This window comes from uncultured Stenotrophomonas sp. (assembly GCF_963519925.1).
In the GTDB taxonomy this organism is placed as follows: Bacteria; Pseudomonadota; Gammaproteobacteria; order Xanthomonadales; family Xanthomonadaceae; genus Stenotrophomonas; species Stenotrophomonas maltophilia_AE.
Genome location: NZ_CAUQPH010000023.1, coordinates 1 through 16,868 on the forward strand (window position 1 = coordinate 1; position 16,868 = coordinate 16,868).

At 67.4% G+C, this 16,868-nt stretch carries 20 protein-coding genes and 1 tRNA gene; 2 read left to right on the forward strand and 19 right to left on the reverse strand.

Annotation, left to right across the window (positions count from 1 at the left end; genetic code table 11):
• Positions 1-171: zf-TFIIB domain-containing protein (locus RWO33_RS06565; RefSeq protein ID WP_314103498.1), on the reverse strand; the 171-nt coding region annotated here is incomplete at its 3' end.
• Positions 172-328: 157 nt separating this feature from the next.
• Here RWO33_RS06565 and RWO33_RS06570 point away from each other — a divergent pair.
• Both RWO33_RS06570 and RWO33_RS06575 read left to right on the forward strand, forming a co-directional pair.
• Positions 329-730, forward strand: coding sequence for a response regulator (locus RWO33_RS06570; protein WP_314103435.1), 402 nt, complete (start codon positions 329-331; stop codon positions 728-730).
• 469 nt (positions 731-1,199) lie between these two features.
• Positions 1,200-1,862, forward strand: coding sequence for a DUF3011 domain-containing protein (locus RWO33_RS06575; RefSeq protein ID WP_145479437.1), 663 nt, complete (start codon positions 1,200-1,202; stop codon positions 1,860-1,862).
• Positions 1,863-1,900: 38 nt separating this feature from the next.
• On the opposite strand, the gene RWO33_RS06580 is transcribed toward RWO33_RS06575, so the two are convergent.
• The 18 genes from RWO33_RS06580 to RWO33_RS06665 form a co-directional block, all read right to left on the reverse strand.
• Positions 1,901-2,569 (reverse strand): MliC family protein, encoded by a 669-nt coding sequence (locus tag RWO33_RS06580; RefSeq protein ID WP_314103438.1) that lies wholly within the window; start codon positions 2,567-2,569, stop codon positions 1,901-1,903.
• A 75-nt stretch (positions 2,570-2,644) separates the two neighbouring features.
• A complete protein-coding gene (locus tag RWO33_RS06585; protein ID WP_314103440.1) occupies positions 2,645-3,547 on the reverse strand; it encodes an NAD(P)-dependent oxidoreductase in 903 nt (300 codons plus the stop codon).
• Positions 3,548-3,751: 204 nt separating this feature from the next.
• Positions 3,752-3,827, reverse strand: a tRNA-Lys gene (locus RWO33_RS06590).
• Positions 3,828-3,900: 73 nt separating this feature from the next.
• On the reverse strand, positions 3,901-4,566 hold the full coding sequence (gene queC / locus RWO33_RS06595; RefSeq protein ID WP_314103443.1) for a 7-cyano-7-deazaguanine synthase QueC: 666 nt from the start codon (positions 4,564-4,566) through the stop codon (positions 3,901-3,903).
• A 75-nt stretch (positions 4,567-4,641) separates the two neighbouring features.
• Positions 4,642-5,343 carry a 7-carboxy-7-deazaguanine synthase QueE gene (gene queE / locus RWO33_RS06600; protein ID WP_314103445.1) on the reverse strand — a complete coding sequence of 234 codons (702 nt, stop codon included), beginning with the start codon at positions 5,341-5,343 and terminating at the stop codon, positions 4,642-4,644.
• A gap of 115 nt (positions 5,344-5,458) precedes the next feature.
• Entirely contained in the window at positions 5,459-6,277 is an 819-nt protein-coding gene (gene ybgF / locus RWO33_RS06605; RefSeq protein WP_145479430.1) for a tol-pal system protein YbgF, read from the reverse strand.
• Between the two features lie 3 nt (positions 6,278-6,280).
• Complete coding sequence (gene pal, locus RWO33_RS06610; RefSeq protein ID WP_145479429.1) at positions 6,281-6,796, reverse strand: peptidoglycan-associated lipoprotein Pal; 516 nt, start codon at positions 6,794-6,796, stop codon at positions 6,281-6,283.
• Positions 6,797-6,860: 64 nt separating this feature from the next.
• Positions 6,861-8,183, reverse strand: a complete 1,323-nt coding sequence (gene tolB, locus RWO33_RS06615) for a Tol-Pal system beta propeller repeat protein TolB (protein ID WP_145479428.1) — start codon at positions 8,181-8,183, stop codon at positions 6,861-6,863.
• A gap of 142 nt (positions 8,184-8,325) precedes the next feature.
• Positions 8,326-9,387: a cell envelope integrity protein TolA gene (gene tolA, locus RWO33_RS06620; protein WP_314103450.1), complete on the reverse strand. Its 1,062-nt coding sequence runs from the start codon at positions 9,385-9,387 to the stop codon at positions 8,326-8,328.
• A complete protein-coding gene (gene tolR / locus RWO33_RS06625) occupies positions 9,377-9,805 on the reverse strand; it encodes a protein TolR (protein ID WP_145479426.1) in 429 nt (142 codons plus the stop codon). Before tolR ends, tolA begins: the two co-directional genes overlap by 11 nt.
• A 23-nt stretch (positions 9,806-9,828) precedes the next feature.
• Complete coding sequence (gene tolQ / locus RWO33_RS06630) at positions 9,829-10,608, reverse strand: protein TolQ (RefSeq protein ID WP_145479425.1); 780 nt, start codon at positions 10,606-10,608, stop codon at positions 9,829-9,831.
• 10 nt (positions 10,609-10,618) lie between these two features.
• Positions 10,619-11,050 carry a tol-pal system-associated acyl-CoA thioesterase gene (ybgC, locus tag RWO33_RS06635; protein WP_145479424.1) on the reverse strand — a complete coding sequence of 144 codons (432 nt, stop codon included), beginning with the start codon at positions 11,048-11,050 and terminating at the stop codon, positions 10,619-10,621.
• Positions 11,040-12,080 (reverse strand): Holliday junction branch migration DNA helicase RuvB, encoded by a 1,041-nt coding sequence (gene ruvB / locus RWO33_RS06640; RefSeq protein WP_145479423.1) that lies wholly within the window; start codon positions 12,078-12,080, stop codon positions 11,040-11,042. The genes ybgC and ruvB overlap by 11 nt, the downstream gene beginning before the upstream one ends.
• Positions 12,081-12,279: 199 nt before the next feature.
• Complete coding sequence (locus RWO33_RS06645) at positions 12,280-14,121, reverse strand: potassium transporter Kup (RefSeq protein ID WP_314103500.1); 1,842 nt, start codon at positions 14,119-14,121, stop codon at positions 12,280-12,282.
• Between the two features lie 128 nt (positions 14,122-14,249).
• Complete coding sequence (gene ruvA / locus RWO33_RS06650) at positions 14,250-14,840, reverse strand: Holliday junction branch migration protein RuvA (RefSeq protein WP_145479422.1); 591 nt, start codon at positions 14,838-14,840, stop codon at positions 14,250-14,252.
• 10 nt (positions 14,841-14,850) lie between these two features.
• Positions 14,851-15,372 (reverse strand): crossover junction endodeoxyribonuclease RuvC, encoded by a 522-nt coding sequence (gene ruvC / locus RWO33_RS06655; RefSeq protein ID WP_314103455.1) that lies wholly within the window; start codon positions 15,370-15,372, stop codon positions 14,851-14,853.
• Positions 15,373-15,386: 14 nt separating this feature from the next.
• Positions 15,387-16,118 (reverse strand): YebC/PmpR family DNA-binding transcriptional regulator, encoded by a 732-nt coding sequence (locus RWO33_RS06660; RefSeq protein WP_314103458.1) that lies wholly within the window; start codon positions 16,116-16,118, stop codon positions 15,387-15,389.
• 55 nt (positions 16,119-16,173) lie between these two features.
• Entirely contained in the window at positions 16,174-16,806 is a 633-nt protein-coding gene (locus RWO33_RS06665) for an alpha/beta fold hydrolase (RefSeq protein WP_314103461.1), read from the reverse strand.
• Positions 16,807-16,868 lie beyond the last annotated feature (62 nt).

A 16,868-nucleotide genomic window follows, 5' to 3' on the forward strand; every position in this document is an offset into this window, starting at 1 on the left:
CGCGGCGGCCTGGACCGGCGCGGGCGCGGCAGCACCGGCCGAGCGCTCGATGATCTTGTCCAGCTCGCCACGGTCCAGCCACACGCCCCGGCATTGCGGGCAGTAATCGATCTCGATCCCCTGGCGTTCGGACATCACCAGGGCCTGGGTCGTGCATACGGGGCATTGCATGGAACTGTCTCCCAGTGGACAAAGCCCGACTGTACCGTGACCTTCCTGACCGTTTGGCAACAAACCCGGCGTTCAGGGCGCTGCTTGCACGATCTCCTCACCCGGCGCTGCCCATACTCCGCGCCGCCCCGCTCCAATTTCCAGGGAAACCCGCGTCATGCTGTTGTCCAAGCGCCACGTCGAACCGCGCGTGCTGTTGATCGAAGATACCGAAGACACCCGTGAGCTGAGCCGCCTCACCCTGGAAAGCCAGGCCTGCGAAGTCGCCGCCGTCAGCTCGGCGGAAGCCGCGCTTGGCCTCCTGCAGGCCGGCAAGCGCTTCGACCTGGTCTTCACCGACGTCTGCCTGGGCGGGCTGAGCGGGATCGACGCCGCCCAGCGCATCCGCCAGCAGTTCCCCAGCCTGCCGGTGCTGGTCACTTCCGGCCTGCAGCCGGACCGCGTCACCCCGCAGCTGGCCCCGGGCATCCACTTCCTGCCCAAGCCCTATTCGATGAGCGAACTGCTGGACGCCATCCGCGCCTGCTTCGGCGACCACGACGTCGACCGGGCAGCATGAGGCCAGGCATCAGTTACGCGGCTTGTAGCTCTTGTTGCCCGCAGGTGTGAGGCAGTAGCGACCCCCGCGTGGCCCCGTGCACAGATTACCGCTGCTGCAAGGGCAATTTCCGGAGCTCACCGGCACCGCTGTTGCCGGCGCCACCCGCGCGCCGCCGCCGACCGTGCATACCTTCTTCGACGCACTGATAGAGCCGTCGTTGCAGACAAAAGATCCACCGGCACAGTGGGAGACGCCTCCCTTCTTTCCCGAGCACGGTGTATTCCCTGCTTCAGCCTGGCCGGCGCATACGCTCGCCAGCAGCAACAGCCCCAGTAGTCCCTGTCGTATACGCATGAAGGCCATTCCGCATATGCGCCCGCCTGGCGCGGAGAAAGCCTACCCTTTCATGCGGATTTCATCCAAGTCTGCGCATCGTTCGCCGGACGGGGTCGCGCCGTGGCCCCACTCCCTGACTGGAAGCCGAAACATGCAGACCCGAATACTGCTGGGCACCCCGTTGTTGCTGCTGGCCTCGCTGGCCGACGCCCGCGCCGATGATTTCGTCACCTGCGAAAGCCGGGACAACCGTTACCAGTCCTGTGCCCTCCCCTACGCCGGCTACGTCACCCTTGACCGCAAGCTGTCCGGCGCCGATTGCCGCCAGGGCCGCAGCTGGGACTACGACCGCCGCAACGTGTGGGTCGATGACGGCTGCCGCGCCTCGTTCCGCGTGCGCGGCGACGACCGCCACCATGACCGCGATGACGACAACCACGACGCCAAGGTGGCGGCCGGCGTGCTGGTCGGGGCTGCCATCCTGGGCGCGCTGGTGCATAACGCCAACAAGCAGGATGAGCGCTACGACGATGACAACTACCAGGGCGCGCGCCATACCTCGTACGTGCCCAACTGGATGATCGGCGAGTTCGAAGGTTACAACCCGATGTACAACACCGACATCCGCATGCGCATCGACGCCGACGGCCGCATGTCGGCGCAGGCGCGCGGGCAGAATCTGTCCGGCTGGGTCAACGGCGGCCAGCTCAACGTGGGCAACAGCGTGTTCGACATCAACCAGAGTCGCGATGGCTTCGTCACCACCGAAGTGGGCGACCGCCAGAACGAGGTCCGCTACCGCCGCGTTCGCTGACCGCCACAGGCGCCGGCCCGCGGGCCGGCGCCCGTTGTTCATCCGCCGATCTTGCAGCTCAGGCGCGTGCCATAGAAGTCCAGCGTGGCTTCGCCCTGGTGTTCCCAGAACTCCACCCCTTCGCGCGTATACCGGGCGCCGCTCGCCGAGGGTGCGGCAAAGGCGATGGCCTGGTCGCGCCCCAGGCGGATGACCGCCACCTGCGGGTCCAACGCGTTGTAGAACACCACGGAAAGCGGCTTGCTGGCGTCGTCGCAGGCATACTGCACCGCCTTCGCGGCGGGTGCCGACGGCGACGCCAGGCGCAGCTCGACGATGCGGGTCTGGTAGGACTCCAGCAGGCAGCGATTGGCATCCACCGCCTGCCAGCAGGCGTCGCGGCCCTTGATCCAACCGCGCTGTTCGGCTGCGACATCCAGCTCGCCCGGCCCGGTCTGCGCCGCGCGGTACAGGGCGGCAAGCTCGCGATCCAGCGCGGATAGGCGGGCGTCGCCGCAGACCGTCTTCTCGGCGTCGTTGGCGGCCTTGGCACAGTCGAACGACGGCCCCTCCTTCGCGCCGGTGGCAGGCGCCGCGGGCGACGTAATCGGGGCCGGCGATTCATTGGTCGGCGTAGCCGGAGCGGCACGCGTCGCCGGATCGCTCGGGGCGGGCTTGCAGGCGGCCAGCGCAAGTGCGCCCAGGCCGATCAGCACAAAACGGTTCATGGCAACTCCACTGCAGTGAAAGCAAACGCGGCCAGTCTGCGCCATGCGACGCCCAGGCCGCGTGTACGCACGTCCCTATTCAATCGTGCAGTCGTCCGTGCGTGCGGACTCCGGCAGGACTTCGATGCTGCCGGCCTCCAGCTGCGCCAGGATCGATTCGGGCCCACGCCAACTGCGCCACTGCAGCCCGACGCTGGCCGCGCGTGGATCATGGATCCGATCCACCACCGGCAGCGACCAGCCGCGCCGATCGTACTCGGCCAGCCACTGAGGGCAGCGCAGGGCCAGCACGTCACGCGGGCGGCTGACCAGGGTGTCGCAGTCTTCGCGCTCGAACGGCGTCCAGCCACTGGCAAGGTAGCGCTGGAACGCGGGGCCGCCGTTGCCCAGCGCCGCAACGTGCGCGTCGGCGACATCGCGCACGTCGATGCCCCGGTGCAGACGGTACAGCAGCATGCGGTCGGGTGTTTCCGGGAAGCAGCGCGACATCCGGATCACCCGCACCTGCAGCTCCGGTCCCGCAGCCTCTTCCAGCCACTGCTCGGCGGCGAGCTTGGAGCGGTGGTAAACGGTCTTCGGCAGCGGCGGCGTGTCCTCGTCCACCCAGGTACACCGCCCGGGCACGATCGCGTGCCCGTACAGCGCGGTGGTGCTGGTAAAGACCAGCCGCCCCACCCCCGAATCGCGGGCCAGCATCGCCAACGTGCGGGTGCCTTCCACATTGATGCGCTGGAACTCGCTGTCGCTGAACAGCCCGACGTGCGGCGCATGCAGCGCGGCGGCGTGGATGACCGCATCCACGCCCTGCAGCGCTTTGGACAGAATGCGGGTATCGGTGAAATCAGCCACGTGACGCGTGGTCGCAAACGGACTGCGGTCGATGCCCACCACATCGTGGCGGGAGGCCAACGCGCCAAAGATAGCGCGACCCACTCGGCCTGAACTTCCTGTCAGGAGAATCTTCACTGGAGAGCACACGTCAGCGCCCGGGAGCTACCGGGATGCCCGAAGTGTAGTAGAGCCACGCCCTGCGTGGCTTGACCGGTGCCGGAATCGGCCCACCGGAGCGAACGCGTTGCGCCGCGTGCTCCGAAACGTTGAAGGGTTGCCGGAGCACGTCGTCGGTTGATACACACGGCCACAAAAAAGGCGCCCCAAGGGCGCCCGGATTTCTCATGCAATTGGTGGGCCGTGATGGATTCGAACCATCGACCAAAAGATTAAAAGTCTTCTGCTCTACCGACTGAGCTAACGGCCCATTGCATGCCCCGACTTCACGCCGGGGGTGCGCATTCTAACCCATCTTGCGGCGCAGGCGTACCCCGTCGCGATCAGGCGTAGCGGGTCGGGTCGGCCACGCCGGCGTCGGCGAAGCCCTGGGCGCGCAGCCGGCAGGCGTCGCAGTGGCCGCAGGCCGCGCCGGTGGCGTCGGCGTTGTAGCAGGACACGGTCAGGCCAAAGTCCACGCCCAGGCGCACGCCTTCACGCACGATGTCGGCCTTGCTCAGGAACTGCAGCGGCGCGTGCACCTGGATGCCCGCCCCTTCCACGCCCGCCCTGGTGGCGAGGTTGGCCAGGGTCTGGAAGGCGCTGATGAACTCGGGGCGGCAGTCGGGGTAGCCGGAATAGTCCACCGCGTTGACGCCGCAGAAGATGTCGTTGGCGCCCAGCACTTCGGCCCAGCCCAGCGCCACCGACAGCATGATGGTGTTGCGCGCCGGCACGTAGGTAACCGGAATGCCCTCGCCGCCCGCTTCAGGCACGTCGATGTCGTCGGTCAGGGCCGAGCCGCCGATGCTGCGCAGGTCGACATTGACGGTCTTGTGCGCGACCACGCCCAGGGCCTGGGCCACGGCGGCGGCGGCGTCCAGTTCCGAGGTATGGCGCTGGCCATAGCGGACGCTCAGGGCGTGCACGGCGAAGCCCTGCTCGCGGGCGATGGCGACGACAGCGGCGGAATCCATGCCGCCGGACAGGAGGACAACTGCATTCTTCATGAGGGTGTTTCCGGTGGGTTGCGGGAAAGCCAGCACGCTGTCCCGCGCCGGTACATCAAGGGAGGTCGAACAGGCTCATCGCCCGGGCTCGTCGTCCCATAGGATCTTGTGGAGCTGCATCTGGAAGCGCACCGGCAGGCGGTCTTCGACGATCCAGTCGGCCAGCTCGCGCGGGCTGACCTGGCCCTTGCTGGGCGAGAACAGCACCATGGAGCGCTCGTTTAGGCGATGCTCGCGGACCATGGCGCGGGCCCACTCGTAATCCTCGCGGCTGCACAGCACGAACTTGATCTGGTCGCGGCGGGTCAGCAGCGGCAGGTTGTCCAGGCGGTTGCGCGCCATTTCGCCGGAGTCGGGGGTCTTGAGGTCGACCACGCGCGACACCCGCGGGTCCACCGCGCTCACGTCCAGCGCGCCGGAGGTCTCCAGCGAAACGTCCAAGCCGGCCTCGCACAGCTTCTCCAGCAGCACCAGGCAGCGCTTCTGGGCCAGCGGCTCACCGCCGGTCACGCAGACGTGGTGCACGCCCTGGGCCAGCACTTCGGCCACGATGGCGTCGATGTCCCACCAGGTGCCACCGTGGAAGGCGTACGCGGTGTCGCAGTAGGTGCAGCGCAGCGGGCAGCCGGTCAGGCGCACGAACACGGTCGGCCAGCCGGCGGTATCGGCTTCGCCCTGCAGGGAGGTGAAGATCTCGGTGATCTTCAGCCGTGGCAGGGGGGATTGCACGATCTCGCTGGGGGTAGCGACGGCGGCGGCGGTGGCGGCGGTGGTCATGATGGTGGGTCAGGCGGTGCGGCGGCGGAAACGAGAGCAGCCAGGCAGGGCCTGGCTCTACGCGGGTGGTGCGGTTTGATGCGCCCGATTATACCGGCCTTGGCCGGTGGGGGCCTCAGCGGATCTGCTGGCCGAGGCGGATGGCCTGCAGACGGTCCTGCGCGGTGCGCGCGGCGTCCGAGCCGGGATAGGTGCTGACGACCTGTTCCAGGGTGGCCTGGGCTTCGTCGATTTTCCCTTCGCCATACTGCGAAAGGCCGACCTTGAGCAGGCCACCGGAGGCCTTGTCATGGGTCGGATAGCGCGCCAGGAGGTCGCGGAACTGCGCCTCGGCGAGCGGGTAATTGCGGGTGGCGTAGTAGCTCTCACCCAGCCAGTACAGGGCATTGGGGGTGTAGACGCCGTTCGGGTACAGCTCGAGGAAGCTCAGGAACAGCTGCGCCGAGTCGTCGTACTTGCCGGCCTTGAGCGAATCGAAGGCGACGTTGTAGGCGGTGCGCTCGTCGCCACTGGCGGCCAGGCTGCCCGGGTCGCCATGCACGGAAGGCGGCCGCTCGGTGGCGGCCGCTGCCGGTAGGGCGGGCTTGGGTGCGGCGGCGGGAGCATTCGCGGCCGGAGCGGCCGGAAGGATCGGGGCGCTGCCCCCTTCAATGCGGTTCAGACGTCCGTCCAGGTCCAGGTACTGGTCCTGCGAGGTCTGCTTCAACTGGGCGTTTTCGTGCTGGAGCTGCTCAAGCGTGCTCTGCAGCTGCTGCATCTGCTGACGCAGCTGGTTGACCTGGTTCAACAGGTCCTGGTTGGAGCTGTTGTTGTAGGCCTGCTGCTCGAGTGCGCCAACACGGTCGGCCAGGCTCTGCCGCTGGGCCTGCGCCGGTGCGGCAGCCACGAGGGCTGCCGCAACGACCAGCATCAGGGTTTTGATGCCGATGCGCATGGATTACTGCGCGGTGTAGACGATTTCGGCGCGACGGTTCTGCGACCAGCAGGCTTCGCCCGACTCGGTGCAGACCGGACGCTCTTCGCCGTAGGACACGACGGTCAGCTGCGAAGCCGAACCACCGTTGGCCTGCAGGGCCGAGCTCACGGCATTGCCACGACGCTCGCCCAGGGCCTGGTTGTACGCACGCGAACCGCGCTCGTCGGTGTGACCCTGCAGGGTGATGCGGGCCGACGGACGGTCACGCAGGTACTTGGCGTGGCACGCCATGATCGCCTGGAACTCGGACTTGATGTCTTCCTGGTCCAGGTCGAAGTACACAACGCGCTGACGCAGGCAGGCATCGGTGTCCAGGTCGCCCGGGCCGTACAGGCCGGAGGTCGACGGGCCGGTCGGCTGGGTGGTGCTGCCGGTGTCAACCGGAGCTTCCGGAACTTCCTTGACCTTCTTGGAGCAACCGGCCAGGACGGCCACGGACAACAGGGAGACAAGCAAAACGCGGGAGGTCTTGTTCATGAAATACCTTTGAGGCTCCTAAAGCCGGATGTGGGATGAATACGGTGGGGATCTTAACACTCTGTTAGCGCTTTGTACGGTATGGCGACCACGAAGGTTCGCGAACATCACCGTCGGCCAGCACCAGGCGCTGGCGGACGCGCGCGTCGGCCGATACCGCATACAGAACCCCACGACCACCTTCGCGGGCGGCGTACAGCACCATGCTTGCGTTGGGGGCGAAGGTCGGCGACTCATCCAGCGAGCCCGGCGACAGCGTGCTCCAGCGCGGCGAGCCCAGGCTGCTGTCCATCATCGCGATCTTGTAGGTGTTGCCGCTGCCCTGCGCGACGATCAGCTTCTTGCCGTCGTAGGAGATGCTCGGGGTGGCGTTGTAGTTCCCTTGGAAGGTCACGCGGGAGGCGCTGCCACCGCCGGCGGAGACCTGGTAGATCTGCGGGCGGCCGCCACGGTCGGAGGTAAAGTAGACGCTGGAACCGTCAGCGCTCCAGGTCGGCTCGGTGTCGATGGCGAAATGGTTGGTGAGCTGGGTGAGCTGCTTGCTGCCCAGGTCCATGACGTAGATTTCCGGATTGCCGCTGCGCGACAGCGACAGGGCCAGGCGGCGGCCATCCGGCGAGAACGACGGGGCGCTGTTGATGCCACGGAAGCTGGTCACCAGCTCACGGGCGCCGGTGGCGATGTTCTGGATGTAGATCGCCGAGTTGCCACGCTCGAAGCTCACGTAAGCCAGGCGGTTGCCATCCGGGCTCCACGACGGCGACAGCAGCGGTTCGGCCGAACGCACGATGGTCTGCGGGTTGTAGCCGTCCGAGTCGGCCACCATCAGCGCGTAGCGCATGGCATCGCCCTTGCCGCTGGCGGTGACATAGGCGATGCGGGTCCAGAAGGCGCCGCGCACACCGGTGATCTTTTCGTAGATGGCGTCGGCCATCTGGTGGGCGACGTCGCGCATGGCATTGCCACGGGCGGTCATCGCCAGGCCCAGCAGGCGCTCGCCCTTGGGCACGTCATACAGCTCGTACTCGACGCGGTAGGCGCCGGCACCGGCGTCCATGACCCGGCCGACGACGATGTAGTTCTGCTTCAGCGCGCGCCAGGTGGCGAACTGGATCTCGCTGCCACGGGTCGGCTTTTCGACGATCTGCGCTTCGGGAAGGGTGCGGAACTGGCCCGAACGCTCCAGGTCGGCGCGAACCACCTGCGCCACGTCGGTCTGCGGGGCGGCGCCCGAACCCTGGTAGGGCATCGGCACCACGGTGATGGGCAGCGCGGAGGCGTTGCCGCCGATGATGTCGATATCCAGGCCCCTCTGCTGCGCAGCGGCGGCGAAAGGCAGGAACAACAAAGCCGCGAACACGGCAAACCAGCGAGGCATCTTCTTCATGGGCGCTCTATAGGGGGAAAACCAGAACGAGGGATAACAGCAGTGCGGTGAACAGTTTCGCAATCATGAACCAACCGGGTGTGAAATCCGAGTGGTGCCCGGCGGGAAATCACGGGCCATTAACGAAACCGACCGCCCGGGATCAACGATCCTGGGCGGTGAAGTTGAAGTTGACCGTGCGCGCGAACACGCTCTCGAAGCCACGGTAGGGCAGCGGCTGGGCGTTCAGCACGGCCGCTTCAATCGAGCGCTTGCCGGCCTCGTCGAACGGACAGCTCGGGCTGACCTTGGCCTGCAGCACCTGGCCGCCCGGGATCTGGGTGATCACGATCTGGCATTTCTGCCCCAGCGGCACCGAGTCCGGGCGCTGCCACTGCGCCAGCACCTTCTGCTGGATGGCGGCGGCGTACTTGGCGGACAGGTCGTCGCTGGTCCCGCCGCCACCGGCGGCCGGCTGCGATGCACCGCTGGAACCGGCGCTGGCCTGCCCCGCCGCGGCCCGCGCGGCCGTGACCTGGCGCAGCTTCTGCTCGGCCAGCTTGGCTTCCTTCTCCGCTGCCTCGCGGCGGCTGCGGATCTCGGCGATCTTCTTCTGGCGCTCGGCCTCGGCTTTTACGTCGTTGGCCTTCTGTTCCTGCTCGGCCAGCTTCTTCTTCTGCTCGGCGGCTTCCTGCTGCTTGGCCAAGCGCAGCTTCTGCTCAGCCTCTTCCACGCGCTTGCGCTCGGTCAGGTCGATCTGCTCCTGGCGGCGCTTGGCTTCCTGTTCCTGCTTGGCCTTCTCTGCGGAGATCGAGAGCGCGTTGACCGCCTCCTGGTCGACCGTGTCCGGCTGCGCGATGCGCTCCTGGGCATTCTGCTGCTGCGGGGTCGGCGCGTCCTGCGGGCGCGGCTCGGGCAGCGGCTGCGGCGGCGGGACGGTGTCTTCCTCGATCGGAACCGGCTCGGCCACCGGCTCCGGCAGGTCGGGCAGTTTTTCCGAGGCGCGCAGCGCCTGGCGCGCGGCGGCGGCCTCGGAGGCGCTCAGCTGCAGGCTGGCTTCAATGGCGGGGTCGCCCGCGGCGGCTTCGGTGCTGCGCTGGGGCGACCACAGCCAGGCGGCGATGAACACCAGCGCGAGCAGCACGTGGACCAGGATCGCCAGGGCGATCGGCAGGCCCCACTCGCCTTCCGGCTGGCGCTGCGGTGGCAGGGCTTCAGCGTGCATCGGTCGCCAGGCCCACCTTTTCCACGTTGGCGCGCTTGATCACGTCCATGGCCGCGACCACTTTTTCGTAGGCCACGGCCTTGTCGGCGGCCACGATCACGCGCAGGTTCTTGTCCTGCGCGGCAAGCGCGCCGAGCTGGGCCTGCAGCTGGGCCGGATCCATCGGCGCCGGCTCCTTGGCTTCGGGCAGTTTCAGGCTGAGCTGGCCGTCCAGGCGTACCGAGACGATCACCGGGTCCTGCTTGCTTTCCAGCGCCTTGGCCTGCGAACTGGGCAGGTCCACTTCAAAGCTCAGGGTGAGCAGCGGCGCGGTGACCATGAAGATGATCAACAGCACCAGCATGACGTCAATGTACGGCACGACGTTGATTTCGGATTTGAGCTTGCGGCGCTTGCGGCGGCCGATGGCAGCGGTCATGGCGTGATCCTTGTGCTGGGCGCTTACTCGTCGCCCGCGGACTGGCGCTGCAGGATCGAGCTGAACTCTTCGGCGAAGGTTTCATAGCGGACCGACAGGCGCTCGACGCGGGTGGTGAAGCGGTTGTAGGCCCACACCGCCGGGATCGCCACGAACAGGCCGATGGCGGTGGCGAACAGCGCTTCGGAGATACCCGGCGCGACCGAGGCGATGCCGGCCTGCTCGCCGCTGTTGATCATGTCGTGCATGGTCACCATGATGCCGAACACGGTACCGACCAGGCCCACGTACGGTGCGGTCGAACCGATGTTGGCCAGCAGCTCCAGGCTGCGTTCCATCTGGTCCACTTCACGGGTGAAGGTGGTGCGCATGGCGCGCTGCGCGCCTTCCAGCTGGGCACGGCCGTCCAGGCGGCGCTTGTCGCGCAGGCGGGTGAACTCGCGGAAGCCGGCTTCGAAGATCGCTTCCAGCCCACCCACCTTGCGGTTGCGGTCGGTGGCGGCGCTGTACAGCTTGCCCAGGTCGGCACCGGACCAGAAGCGGCTTTCGAACTCGTCGGCCTCGCGGTTGGCGGCGTTGAACACGCGCGCCTTGCGGAAGATGATCACCCAGCTGATGAACGACCCGGCCAGCAGCAGCAGCACGATGATCTTCACCGGCAGGCTGGCCTTGATCATCAGGTCCAGGTAGTTGATGCCACCGCCGTGCGCGGCTTGCGCGACGGTCTGCGACGCGGCGCTGGTGACTTCCTGCGGCAGCGCTTCGACCACCGTGGCCTGCAGGGCCAGGAGCATTCCGATCATCCGTTGTTCCTCAATATGCGGCTGTTTGAATTACGTAGGGTTTCAACGCGGCATGGAGGACATCGTCCATGCCGCGCGGTTTGAATGTGGCAGCGTCCAATGCCGCGATCCTGACCTGCGCGGTCAGCAGCGTTTCATCGCCGCGACGCACTGCCTGGTCGAACACCATGCTGGCGCGCTTGCACTGCACCAGCGTGGCCGTCACGTCCAGCGCGTCGTCCAGCCGCGCCGGCTTGAGGAAGTCCAGGGTCATCGACCGGACCGCGAACACCAGGCCATGCTCGGTGCGGGTGCGTTCCTGGCCGTAACCCAAGGCCCGCATCCATTCGGTGCGCGCCCGTTCCATGAAGGCCACGTAGCGGGCGTGGTAGACCACCCCGCCAGCGTCGGTATCTTCCCAATATATGCGTGTCGGCCAACTGAACCGGGCGTCAACCGACATCCGGCACCTCCGCGAACAGGTCGGCGGGCGGGTTCTTGGGTTTCAGGCCGAGGTGGCGATAAGCCTTGTGCGTGGCCATGCGGCCGCGCGCGGTGCGCACCAGGAAGCCCTGCTGGATCAGATACGGTTCGACCACGTCTTCCAGCGTGCCGCGCTCTTCGGACAGCGCCGCGGCCATCGATTCCACGCCCACCGGGCCGCCGTCGAAGTAGTCGATCAGGGTGCGCAGCATGCGCCGGTCGAGGTCGTCGAAGCCTTCCGGGTCCACTTTCAGCATCTGCATGGCGGCCTGGGCCACGTCCTGGTCGATATGGCCGGCGGCCTTGACCTGGGCGTAGTCGCGCACCCGGCGCAGCAGCCGGTTGGCGATGCGCGGGGTGCCGCGCGAGCGCCGCGCGATCTCCGCCGCGCCTTCGGCGGTGCAGTCGATGCCGAGGATGGCGGCCGAGCGCCGGACGATCTTCGTCAACTCTTCCGGGGTGTAGAACTCCAGCCGGTGCACGATGCCGAAGCGGTCGCGCAGCGGCGCGGTCAACAGGCCGGCCCGGGTGGTGGCGCCGATGAGGGTGAACGGCGGCAGGTCGATCTTGATCGAACGGGCCGCGGGGCCTTCGCCGATCATGATGTCGATCTGGAAGTCTTCCATCGCCGGGTACAGCACTTCCTCCACCACCGGCGACAGGCGGTGGATCTCGTCCACGAACAGCACGTCGTGCGGCTGCAGGTTGGTCAGCAGCGCAGCCAGGTCGCCGGCCTTTTCGATCACGGGCCCGGAGGTCACCCGCAGCGCCACGCCCAGTTCGTTGGCGATCACGTGGCTCAGGGTGGTCTTGCCCAGGCCCGGCGGCCCGAAGATCAGCACATGGTCCAGCGCATCGCCGCGGGCCTTGGCCGCTTCGATGTAGATCGACAGCTGCTCGCGCACGGGCGCCTGGCCAAGGTAATCGGCCATGCGCTTGGGGCGGATGCTGGCGTCGGTGGTGTCATCCTCGCGGGTGGCACCGGCACCAATGATGCGGTCGTCGGTCATTGCCCGATTATGAAGCAATGACGCATGTTTCGGGGCTTCCTGCGGGCCGGCCAACGGCCGGCGCTACCGACGACGCGTCTGGGGGAGAGCCCCCTTGTTGTTCAAGGGGGCGCGCCAACGGCGCGGGGATAAGGTGGAATGCCCCGGGACCCGAGGTTTGCGCAGCAAATCTTGGGCCGCAGGTCGAGGTCTGACGCAGTCAGATCTCGACCTGGGCGCCGAGCTCGACGAGGCGATTTCCGGGGATCCGGAAGAACCCCGTCGCCGGCGCTGCGTTCCGGTGCATCAGCGCGAACAGCTTGTCGCGCCAGATCGGCATGCCGCGGTTGGCGGTGGCGACAATGGTTTCGCGGCTGGCGAAGAAGGTGGTGTCCATCGGATCGAAGTAGATCCCGCCGTGGTCGCACGAGCGCATCAGCGCCAGCGGCACGTCCGGGGTCTCCATGAAGCCGAAGCGCACGAACACCCGGTAGAACTCGTCGCCCACCGACTCGATCTTCAGCCGCTGCCCTTCCATCGCGTACGGAATGGGCAGGGTCTCCACGTGCAGGAACACGTTGCGCTCGTGCAGCACCTTGTTGTGCTTGAGGTTGTGCATCAGCGCGTGCGGGGCCACCGAGGGGTCGGCGGTGAGGAACACTGCGGTGCCCGGCACGCGCACCGGCGGGGCCAGCATCAGGCCGGGCAGGAAGGTGTCCAGGCGGATGCCGTCCTTGCGGATCTCATCGCGCAGCAGCTCGCGCCCCCGGCGCCAGGTACGCATCATGGTGAACAGCACGATGCCCAGCACCACCGGGAACCAGGCGCCCTGCAGCAGCTTGGCGCCGTTGGCGATCACGAAGCCCAGGTCGATGATGAAGAACACCACGCACAGCGGGATGATCCAGTAACGCGAGGTCGGCCACAGCGCGCGCGCCACCAGGGCCAGCAGCAGGGTATCGATCAGCATCGTCGCCGATACCGAGATGCCGTAGGCCACCGCCAGGTTGGACGAGCTGCGGAAGGCCAGCACCAGCCCGATCACCATCACCGCGATGCCCCAGTTGATGCCGGGGATGTAGATCTGGCCGATGGTGTCGTGCGAGGTGTGGGTGATGCGCATGCGCGGGATGTAACCCAGCTGCATGGCCTGGCGCGAGACCGAGAACGCACCGGTGATCACCGACTGCGAGGCGATCACCGCAGCCATGGTGGCCAGGACGATCATCGGGTACAGCGCCCAGTCCGGCACCGCCTCGAAGAACGGGTTCTTCACCGCGCCGGGGTCGTTGAGCACCAGCGCGCCCTGCCCCAGGTAGTTCAGCACCAGGCACGGCAGCACGAAGAAGTACCAGGCATGGCGGATCGGCCTGGCCCCGAAGTGGCCCATGTCCGCGTACAGCGCCTCGCCACCGGTGACCGCCAGGACCACCGCGCCCAGGATGAAGATGCCGTGCCAGCCATGGTCCATGAAGAAGCGCACGCCCCAGATCGGGTTGAATGCCTTCAGCACTTCCGGCGCATCGACGATGTTCCAGATGCCGATCGCGGCCAGCGACACGAACCACACCGAGGTGATCGGCCCGAACGCCTTGCCGATCTTCTCGGTGCCGAAGCGCTGCGCGGCGAACACCAGCAGCAGCACCACCACGGTGATCGGTACGATGAACGCGTGCAGCCCGGGCGCGGCCACTTCCAGGCCCTCCACCGCGCCGAGCACGGAGATGGCCGGCGTGATGACGCCGTCGCCGAAGAACAGCGAGGCGCCGAAGATGCCCAGGATGCCGACCACGTAGGCCGAGCGCGAGCCGTTGCGCATGGTGCGCTGGGTCAGCGCCATCAGCGCCATGATGCCGCCTTCGCCATCGTTGTCGGCGCGCATGATGATGGTGACGTACTTCAGCGTCACCACCAGCATCAGCGCCCAGAACGCCAGCGACAGCACGCCGAGCACGGTGTCATGGTTACCCACCAGCCCGTAGTGTTCGGAGAAGGCTTCCTTCAGGGTGTACAGCGGGCTGGTGCCGATGTCGCCGAACACCACGCCGATCGCACCGACCATCAGGGCCAGGCCGCTGGCGCCCGGCGCCGCATGGCCGTGCCCGGCGTGGCCGTTCTCGTGCTGGGTGGAAGAGCTGGACATGGGACTCCGGAGGGGATGTCGGTCAGTGGAAGATCAGGCCAGCGCGCTCAGCGCAGCGCGGCCTGCAGGGCCTTGCGGATCACGGTGGCGACATCGTCGCCCTCGCTGTTGGCATCGCGCGCCATGCGCGCCGCTTCGGCCGGCTTGTAGCCCAGCTGCTGCAGCGCCACGGTGGCTTCGGACACCGGGTCGGTGGCCGGCGCGGCACCTGCGATCGGTGCACCGCCGCCGCCAAAGTTGGCCGCGCGGTCGCGCAGCTCCAGCACCATGCGTTCGGCGGTCTTCTTGCCGATGCCCGGGATGCGGGTGAGCGCGGTGATGTCGCCGGCCTGCACCATGCGCGCGAACTCGTCCACGCTTACCCCGGATAGCACCGCCAGCGCGATCTTCGCGCCGATCCCGCTGACCTTCTGCACGTCGCGGAACAGCCGGCGCTCGCCCTCGCGCAGGAAGCCGTACAGCGACACGCTGTCTTCCTTCTGCGCATAGTGGGTGAACAGGATCACCTCGCGGCCCAGGTCGGGCAGGTCGTAGAAGGTGCTCATCGGCGCCTCCAGCTCATAGCCGACCCCGTTGACGTCGATCAGCAGCCACGGCGGCGCCTTGTACGCCACGATCCCACGCAGACGACCAATCATGCAGATGTCCTCATTTCCGGCTCCACGCCTGGCGTGCATTGACGCCCAGGCGCTGCGCCGTCGCCCGTACGTGGGCATGGGTGATGGCCACCGCCAACGCGTCGGCGGCGTCCGCCTGCAGCTTGGCTTTCAGGTTGAGCATAAGCGCGACCATGTGTTGGACCTGTTGCTTTTCCGCCCCGCCCCGCCCGACCACGGCCAGCTTGATCTCGCTGGCCGCGTACTCGTGCACCGGCAGGTCACGCATGACCACCGCCGAGATCGCCGCGCCGCGTGCCTGGCCCAGCTTCAGCGCCGAATCCGGGTTGCGCGCCATGAACACCTTCTCGATGGCCACTTCCTGCGGGCGGTATTCTTCCATCAGCGCGTTCAGCCCCAGCACCAGCAGCTTCATCCGCTGCGGGAAATCGTCCGCCCCCAGCAGCACCAGCGGCAGGTGATGCACGTGCAGCACCTTGCCGGACGGGTCGACGTCAATGATGCCGACCCCGGTCCGTTGCGAACCGGGGTCGATGCCGAGGATGCGGATCATGTCGGGTTACGCCGTCAGGCGTAGGCATCCGCGCCGAGGTCGGCGTTGGAGAACACGTCCTGCACGTCGTCCAGGTCTTCCAGCATGTCCAGCATCTTCTTGACCTGGAGTGCGGTGTCGCCTTCGACCTTGATGTCGTTGTCGGCGCGGAAGGTGAGCTCGGCGTGGTCCGGCTTCAGTCCGGCGGCGTCCATCGCCTCCTTGACCGCGTGATACAATTCCGCGGCGGTCAGCACGTCGATGGCGCCGTCCTCCGGGTAGACCACTACATCGTCAGCGCCCGCCTCGATGGCCGCCTCGGTCACCGCGTCTTCGTTGGCGCCGCCGGCGAAGTGCAGCACGCCCACGCGCTTGAACATGAACGACACCGAGCCTTCGGTGCCCATGTTGCCGCCGCACTTGCTGAACGCATGGCGGACATCGGCCACGGTGCGCACGCGGTTGTCGGTCAGGCAGTCCACGATCACGGCAACGCCGCCGGGGGCATAGCCCTCGTAGCGCACCTCTTCGTACTCCACGCCTTCCAGCTCGCCGGTGGCCTTCTTGATGGCCCGTTCGATCACGTCCTTGGACATGTTCGAGGCCAGGCCCTTGTCCATGGCCACGCGCAGGCGCGGGTTGTTGTTGGGGTCGCCTCCACCGCCGCGCGCGGCAACGCCGATCTCACGGATGATCTTGGTGAAAATCTTGCCGCGCTTCGCGTCAGACGCGTTTTTGCGGTTTTCGATGGAAGGGCCTCTACCCATGGGTGTTTCCGTGCGTGCGTCAGGAACAGGGCGCGGATTCTACCTGATCGGCCGCTCAGGCGGCGTGCGCGGCCCGGTCCGGGCGAAAGCAGCCATCGCGCAGGAAGGCTGCGGTCTGGCGGGCGGCGTCGGGGGAGAACACCAGCCCGCTGTGGCTGGCGGCCACCACGCAATGGTCGGCCAGGCCCGGCAGTCGGGTTTCGTCCAGCGCCACGGTGCCATCGGAGGCATCGCCGATCGCCCCCAGCAGGCTGCCGAGGCCATGCGGCACCGAGCCGGCGATCAGCCCGACCTGCGCCCTGCCCTCCCAGTTCGGCAGGCCGCCCAGCAGCAGCTCGCTGCTGCGCCCCAGCGCTGCCGACCAGCCGTGCTCGGCCAGCGTGCGGGCGGTGCCACTGCCGCGCAGCGGCGAGCCCAGGCAGACCACCCGCGACACCGGCAGGTCCGGCTGGCGGCGCAACGCCTCCAGCGCGACCAGCCCGCCCAGGCTGTGCCCGACCAGGGCCACCGGGCCGGTGTCCTTGAGCCGTTGCAACAGTAGCGGCACGGCCACGTCGGGGCCACCGAACACGCTGGCGTAGCCGAAGGTGTCGACGCTGAAGCCGCGCGCGCGCAGGCGCCAGGCCAACGGGCCAACCCAGGCGCGGGCATTCCAGATGCCGTGCAGCAGTAAAACGGGGGGATTCATGGGCGCAGCGTAGCCGGTGGGGAACCGTTCCAACGGGGGAACACGGTTCTATTAGACAAATG